At 53.3% G+C, this 4,858-nt stretch carries 6 protein-coding genes; 1 reads left to right on the forward strand and 5 read right to left on the reverse strand.

The window, feature by feature from the left end:
* The 4 genes from ABX962_RS30305 to ABX962_RS30320 form a co-directional block, all read right to left on the reverse strand.
* A partial coding sequence (locus ABX962_RS30305; protein ID WP_372725151.1) for a hypothetical protein occupies positions 1–376 on the reverse strand: 376 nt, incomplete at its 3' end.
* A gap of 290 nt (positions 377–666) precedes the next feature.
* Positions 667–1,098, reverse strand: a complete 432-nt coding sequence (locus ABX962_RS30310; RefSeq protein ID WP_372725153.1) for a hypothetical protein — start codon at positions 1,096–1,098, stop codon at positions 667–669.
* A gap of 215 nt (positions 1,099–1,313) precedes the next feature.
* Positions 1,314–1,661, reverse strand: a complete 348-nt coding sequence (locus ABX962_RS30315) for a hypothetical protein (RefSeq protein WP_372725155.1) — start codon at positions 1,659–1,661, stop codon at positions 1,314–1,316.
* 214 nt (positions 1,662–1,875) lie between these two features.
* Positions 1,876–2,826: a hypothetical protein gene (locus tag ABX962_RS30320; RefSeq protein ID WP_372725157.1), complete on the reverse strand. Its 951-nt coding sequence runs from the start codon at positions 2,824–2,826 to the stop codon at positions 1,876–1,878.
* Between the two features lie 960 nt (positions 2,827–3,786).
* Here ABX962_RS30320 and ABX962_RS30325 point away from each other — a divergent pair.
* On the forward strand, positions 3,787–4,533 hold the full coding sequence (locus ABX962_RS30325) for a hypothetical protein (protein WP_372725159.1): 747 nt from the start codon (positions 3,787–3,789) through the stop codon (positions 4,531–4,533).
* Positions 4,534–4,568: 35 nt separating this feature from the next.
* Here ABX962_RS30325 and ABX962_RS30330 read toward each other — a convergent pair.
* The coding region (locus tag ABX962_RS30330; protein WP_372725160.1) for a sulfatase/phosphatase domain-containing protein at positions 4,569–4,858 on the reverse strand (290 nt) is incomplete at its 5' end.

Below are 4,858 nucleotides of genomic sequence, written 5' to 3' on the forward strand. Positions count from 1 at the left end.
AACGCAGATACATCAGATCGCCGTCGCGTAGCGGACCGCCGGGGAACGCCATGCAGCGGCCAACAGGCGTGTAAACTACCAGCAGGGCACGCTTCGCCTTTGGCGCTTGGTAAAGATCGGGATCGTAAGTGGTGTAAACCAAAGCGGCAGGGCCTAGCGACGCGATAAACAAGACAATTGCGGCGATCGCGAATGTCGCTCTTCGACGAGACGTTTTTAGGTAGTTGTGTTTGGGACAAAGGAATGAGGTTGAGACGACAACGAGTAGAATGACGATCGCTAACGCGAGCATGTATTCTCCGAAACGTGTCCAGAACGCCATGACTAAGGCGGTCCCTGCGACAATTCCAAGTAATGTTCGGAGAGAGAGTTTCATGCGGCTCTTCGTTTTCAAAGTTGAAGTCGTGCAGTGTGACTTTCGTTTGGATCAGAAATTGCAACCGATCCGTTTTTTAGGCGAAAGCTCGTGCGGCCCAGCGTGCCCGCGTTGGGCCGCGATGTTTCTAATCGAACGTCGATGGATTCTCGGAATCGATTCTAGCTGAGCCGACGAGTCGGATGCAAGCGATTGAATCTGTTTATCGCTGCCGTGGCGGTTGAACCGAGGGCGTTACGAGAACGCATGGGGATTGCATTGATGGACGACCTGGTAACCCGTAATTTCAACTACTGCATTTTTCGAGGACGTGGGCCTGGACGATGGATCTTTGAACGGTGGAAGATGCGGCTAAATCCAAGCATCACAAAGAAGAGGCCGGTAATTGCGATGGCAAGGGGGATCCGGCGGATGAAAACGAAAGACAGCAGATACCCGGCAAAGACGACGCACATCCCAAATCCAACGATGCCAACACCTTGCAATCGTTCGAATCGCGATCGAGTCATCACGGCATCCAAAGCAATTGCCTCGGCATTCGAAGCGTCAATCCCCATGGTTTGCAATTTTTTGGAAATCGAGCCGACAACCGAGCCACCGGCCGCAAGTTTCGTGGCGGCTTGCTTTGCCTTGCGTTTTAATGGTTCGTCAATTTGTGGCAGAGCGTCACTCGACGCAAGCGAATAAGGATTTACCTTGACTGACGAGTTTGATGATGCCATCACGGTTTACACATTTTGGAGGACAATACAGAGTTCAGGGTGTCGCTGCAGCAGTTCGGCGGCGGTAGTTCGGTCACGAACCGCTGCGTCGATAAATACGCCAACAATCTTGTTGTCAAACACGAGGTGCAAGCCCTGGATTTCAAAGACCGAGTCACCACCGCCCCGAAGCAACCAGTTGGACTTCGACGGATTGCACTTGCATCTCGCAAATTTCACGCAGAAAGTGTGTAGTATGCATAGACGGCTGTCGGGACATACGGGATCGCAAGATAAAGTGCACTACGCGAAAATATCAAAGCAATCACCGCGGTTAGGATCGCTGCGATCATGAGACAGGCGATGAGGTAAAACACAGCAAAGAGCGGGAATGCTTGTGCGATAGTGACTTCTCGATTGGCGCCACCTAGCATGTTGCCGATGATGTAATAAGCAATAAACGCGCCGATTCCCATTGCGTACGCCATCGCCGATAGCTGCATGAATGCGAATGCGATTCTTCGTCGCCACGACCAATAGGCTTTCGATTTGACGGGTTCAACAGGTTTTACGTTTTCGCTCATTACACTTTGGTTTGGATCACGAATTTTGATCGATCTGGCTTTTTACAGGCGAAAGATCGTGCGGCTCATCGTGCCCGTGTTGGGGCTTGATGTTTCTAATCGACGTCGATGGATTGTTGGAATCGATTCTATTCGATCCGAATCAGGCGATTAGAGAGTGCAACAACGCCAGTGGACCATTGACGGGGCATCGCAAGTCGGGGCATCGAGGCGGTCATACATCTTCTTCTGCGATTGTCAGGTCTTCTCGCATCATTCGGTAGGTGAAGCCGCTCCATTTGTCCCAGGTGCATGTGATTGTCCCATCGTCGTTGACGGCGACAACCGTAACGGATTCCCACCGCCCTGCGTAACAAGCTCCGAGCTTCATGCCGACTTTTACATCAGTATCAGCATCAACGATGGCTTGACCGTCGGGAACGGGAATGGTCACTTTGTATCGTTTCAAAGAATATTTTTGCGTGGACGAGGCGGCCTTGTCGTCTGCAGGTTTGGGGGTTGGCACTGGCCGAGAGCTGCTGCGACGCACGAGGCCGCTTTCAGGCTTTGCTGGCGGTGCACTGGCTGGCGCTGTTGTCGCCTCGGCGGTTGTTGTCACCTCGGCGACGATAGGCGTGTGCGACTGGAAATCGGCAAACGCCTGCTGGATTGTGGCTACCGCTTGCCGCTCGTTGTTCCCTGCGTCTTGCTTGATGACACTGCCATTTTTTTGAGTGAAGACCAAGAAGGTTTTCCGTTTTCCGACGACGCTGCGTTCGTCGCTTAATTCCACGGCTGACAACCCTGCAAATGGGACCACAACTTCGTTGCCACCGGTTTGCGAATAGGTGGACGCCATCGCGACCCGGTCGGGGTAGACCGTAACATGTAGTTTGCTCGGGAAAACGAACGAAATACAGGCAAGGAAGAGGCCGACGAATCCCATCGCAGCGCCAAAAAGTGCCAACCCCGCGCGATGACTCGAGGACAGTTTTTCGTTTGGCTTGGCGACGCGATTTTTTGGCTTGCGGTCAGGCAAGACGCTTCCCGCAAGAGCCACCGCGGCCAATCCCATCAATCCGATACCGATGACGGTGCGGATCATTGAACCAACGGCTGAACTTTGAAAAACCTTGGCGTCGCCTTCGATTCGCATTTCGGTGCAGCCCGAGAGAGCGAGTGTCACGAACGCAAGTGAGCAGAAGCAAATAGCACGCATATGGAGAACCTGTGAAGGCATGAGGAAACTAAGGGGACGCGATTCGTCGTCGTTTTAGAGAGGGACGTTGAATTCCAATTTGTAGTGAGAGATTTTCTGATCGATCTCCGGTTGCGAGTAGTAGCAAGCGTTTTAGTCGGTCCCAATGGTGATGGTGAATCGCAGGGAGAACAACGGCAGCGCGAGGGATTTTACAGCGACAACGATGATCATCGCTTATCCTCACGCATCGATTCGATCAGCCGGAGCAGGCGTGGGGAGATTGGAAAAGTTTGCTCGAGTATGGTGAAAGTGAGAATTGGGAGTGGGACTCCGCTGAATCCCGCCGCAATTGCGCGATCGGATTATTGAGGAAATGAATCAGGTTTGCAACTAAATTGTCTGGGGAAGTTCTCCGCCGCGGCGAGGAGTGTTTGGAAGATCCAGTGGCGACGTGCGAGTGAGATCGAGGCAAATCGCACCCCGATGCCGCTAAAGACCACATCCGAACTCTCCGTCCAGCAAAGCAGACTGCTGATTTTGTGCGAGATCACTGTTAGCCGCTTCGTCGCTAGCCCGGACCGTTAAAACATTGGGCTGGTTGTGCTTTTTGGGTTGCGCTGGCTTTCTGCCACCTCTCCCCCGACTTCGTCGGTGGAGAGGTGACTGCGTTACATGCTGGAAGAAAAACTCACCCCAATATCCGACGTCAATACCAGAGTTTTAACAGTCAAACGCTAGCCCCGGTTCAGTAGTGACGAAACCGTGGCTGCCGCCAAAATGGATAACTAAATCAGCAGTCTCCAGAGATTTTGGCTAGGTTGGTGATGGGGACGGTGGCGTCGACGAGGATGCGTTTCGCGGGTGAGGTAGGACGGTATGATAGTAAGCGTGGCTTCCCCACCATCGGCATCTTCACTCGTCAGGCATATCTCGATTTGTAATCGCATGAACACTCTATCGCTGGCCGGATCTTCGACGCGCTGGTTTCTTCGCGGCATCGCGGTCGGCATGCTTTTGATGGCCGCCGTCAACGCGTTGTCGTATTTCGTGCGTTCGAGCGACTGGAGCAGTCTGGTCGGTAAACCACAATCGCAGAATGAATCGATCGGATTTCCGTTGACGGTTTGGGAGGCCGGCAATACGTACGGGGGGCTTTTCGCGGACTATCCCAATATGGGCGTCAATATATTAGTAGCCGCGGCAGTCGGTTCGCTCATTGGGATGGTCGCCGCGCGTTATCGCGATTATCTCAATCAGTTGGTGGACGATTTCGACGAGGGGGAAAGCGACAAGGGAGACAGTGCAACCGCTCCCGCTCAGCCAATCCAGTTCAGTTTGTTGGGGCTGATGATCGCGACCACCATCGCGGCGGTGTTCGCCACGGTGGCGAGCAAGTTGGCGGTGCGGCCAGAAACGCTGATCGCCATCTATACACTTGGCCCTATCACCCTGGTCGCACTGGCGATGCTGCCGCGGCGGTTATCGTGGCAGCAACGAGTCGTCATTATCACACCCGCGGCATTCTCGTTAATCGCCGTCGCCATCGCCGTGGGGCGGGGACTGAGTATGGAATTTGACAAAGTTCTGATGGGCATCTTCCTCAGTTGGACCCCGCAAAGTGCAATCGCTGCGATCGCACTGACGAGCTACCTGTTGATTCAACAGTCAAGGGAAGTGAGGCGTGAGGAGTGAGGAGTGCTTGGCGGATGTTTGGGAACACGGCTGTGTTAGAGTTCCAAAACCAGCTCGTCTTTCATCGACTTTTGTAACGCTTGCAGTCGTGCAAACAGCTCTTTTACGGTAGGCTGCATTGCCGCATCGCCAGCGAGATCATGCATTTCCAGCGGGTCTTTTTTGATGTCGTACAATCGCACTATCTTGGCTTTGGGATAGACGATCAACTTGTATTTGTCGGTGCGAATGCTCCGCTGCAGATTTAAGTAGCATCCGTAGATCTCGTCGAGCGAACCCGTCTCACCTGCGAGCATTGGCAGTACCGAATGGAACTCGACATATT

Origin of the sequence: Novipirellula sp. (assembly GCF_041583735.1) — a bacterium.
Lineage (GTDB): Bacteria > Planctomycetota > Planctomycetia > Pirellulales > Pirellulaceae > Novipirellula.